This is a genomic window from Rhodococcus sp. FH8, from assembly GCF_019266085.1.
Taxonomy (GTDB): Bacteria; Actinomycetota; Actinomycetes; order Mycobacteriales; family Mycobacteriaceae; genus Rhodococcus_F; species Rhodococcus_F qingshengii.
Map to the genome: position 1 here is coordinate 1 of NZ_LPNQ01000024.1, position 2,140 is coordinate 2,140.

Here is a 2,140-nt window from a genome sequence, read left to right on the forward strand (position 1 = left end):
GGTGAGGCCGGGCGCTGCGCGCTCCCCTCTTCCACTCACCAATGGATCGAGGTGAGGCCGGGCGCTGCGCGCTCCCCTCTTCCACTCACCAATGGATCGAGGTGAGGCCGGGCGCTGCGCGCTCCCCCGGCCTCACCTCTCCCCCGGGCTAGTCAGCCAACGCGTAGTCGAAATCCAGATACGAGAGATGGCCGCTGATGTGCTCACGAATATCGTCCGAATCAATTCGCTCCTCAGCATCGCGCTGCGAAACACCACGCACCGCCACTGTCATCGTTGCAGTCACGGTCACCTCTACCTCCTGGTCACGCTCACGCCCTCGCAACCCGTTCTCTTCCATGAACCGATCGAATTGCTCGCACAAACTGTTGTCATCGGCCCATTCGATCGCCAGATCATTCAAGTTCTCGATCCACTCCTGATGCTTACGCACGGACTCACCCTGCGCACGCTCCAGAACTGCGCACTTCTCACGCTCGGCTTCCAACTGCACCACAACACGCTGAGCTTCATGCACAGGGGACACGTACTGCCCGAACCACACAGGCGCACACCCAGGCGCTACAGCTGCAGCACGGACCTCTGAAGGCCGCACGGAACCTGCCCACGCCGACAGCAACTTCCGGCCTGGCACAGCCAACTGCGGAGAAACCAACACCACCCTGCCCGACTCCGGCGTGGAAACATCCGCGTCAATAGAAAACCACCCTGCAGCCACCACATCGCCGCTCTCATCAACTACCTCGGACCACGCACCCTCGGAGGGAAACCCGGACACCAACGCGGCGGGCATCACCTCAAGCACCTCCACTCCATCGCGCACAGGAGCCGTCACAGCAGAATCCGCACGCACGTCGAGAACAGTCATCAGAAAACCACCCTTTCCAGGTGATCGAATCGGCGGGCTGGTCAGGCGCCACCACTAACAGGACTCCACAAATCTACCATCAACATCTCCAGCGGGCAAAGATCCGACGATTGAATTCCGTTGTTGTGCAACATATGTCGTACACACTTCGAATGCACTTGCAACTCCAGATGCCCCTGCCCCTCGCTGTGCCGGGGGCAGGGAGATCTGGAGCGTCCCCACATCTCAAACTGGCGGTTTTACCGAACACGATCAGTCTGGCTTGACCGAAGTAATCCACCTCCAGTCCGCAGCATCGTAGATAGACTTGAAACAGCCGATCCGAACATTAGGAGCAGGTCATGAAGCCGTTCGCGGAGAAACTGACAGAGCCAATATTTCTGCACCAATGGCCACAGATTGAATGCCCCTATTGCAACGTCGGCGCACTCCCACTCGAGGAGGACAGGGTCGTGCTGAACCGGGATCCCTACTTCAACACCACCGAGTTCGATGTCAACGATGGCGAACCCGAATCGATAGTCGGAACCTTTGCCGCGCAAACAATCTGCACTGCGATCAACTGCAAAGGCACTACTCTCGTATACGGCGACTTCACCGTTCATGAAGTCAGCTCATTCAGCAACGATCGACAGTTCGAAACGAAATATTCTGTACGCGGGTTTTATCCGCCGATTGACGTTGCTGAGACCGCCGGTGCAGTGCCTGACGCAATCAAGGCAGAACTCTCTCGAGTAGGTTCCTTGGTTTGGAATGATCCGCGAGCCGCAGCGACTGCCCTGCGCGCAAGCATCGAGATTCTCCTCGACGAGCAAGGTATCCCGCGGCTATCCACCAACAAGAACCATGCACCCCTGTATCTGAGCACTCGAATAGACAACTTCCACGAAGCGCACCCAGAGGTCGACGTCAAAGACTTGCTGGACGCCGTCCGCATCGTTGGAAACTCGAACACTCACGATTCATCCCTAACTACCGCCGGCGATCTCCTCCGAACCATGGAGATTGTCGAAACCGCGCTCGACCATCTCTACCCCGCACCGACACCGTCCAAATATGCCAACTCAAACATCGAAGCGAAACGGATCATCGCAGAAGAGCAGCAGCGAAAAGGTCGTGAGTAGAGCATCACTCCGTCGACCCATGAGGAATGATCGAAACCTGTGGATCCCGGGAGGACGCACCTTCCCGGATGATGATCTGTACACGAACAGGATTCTGATCAAGTCCAGCGCGCCAACGCTGGCGGGAAGGTACGCCCGTGCTCACGAT

General features: G+C 57.8%; 2 protein-coding genes. One reads left to right on the plus strand and one right to left on the minus strand.

The window, feature by feature from the left end; translation table 11 throughout:
* Positions 1–148: 148 nt before the first annotated feature.
* Positions 149–868 (minus strand): hypothetical protein, encoded by a 720-nt coding sequence (locus ATN38_RS00155; RefSeq protein WP_021334705.1) that lies wholly within the window; start codon positions 866–868, stop codon positions 149–151.
* 341 nt (positions 869–1,209) lie between these two features.
* Here ATN38_RS00155 and ATN38_RS00160 point away from each other — a divergent pair, with 341 nt between their 5' ends.
* The gene (locus ATN38_RS00160) at positions 1,210–1,992 is read left to right on the plus strand and encodes a DUF4145 domain-containing protein (RefSeq protein ID WP_021334706.1); all 783 of its coding nucleotides are present in this window, start codon (positions 1,210–1,212) and stop codon (positions 1,990–1,992) included.
* Positions 1,993–2,140: the final 148 nt, after the last annotated feature.

What these genes read in the sequence shown, in the direction of transcription:
- ATN38_RS00155 (WP_021334705.1), bottom strand. Translation starts at nt 868, where the DNA reads ATGACTGTTCTCGACGTGCGTGCGGATTCTGCTGTGACGGCTCCTGTG.
- ATN38_RS00160 (WP_021334706.1), top strand. Translation starts at nt 1,210, where the DNA reads ATGAAGCCGTTCGCGGAGAAACTGACAGAGCCAATATTTCTGCACCAA.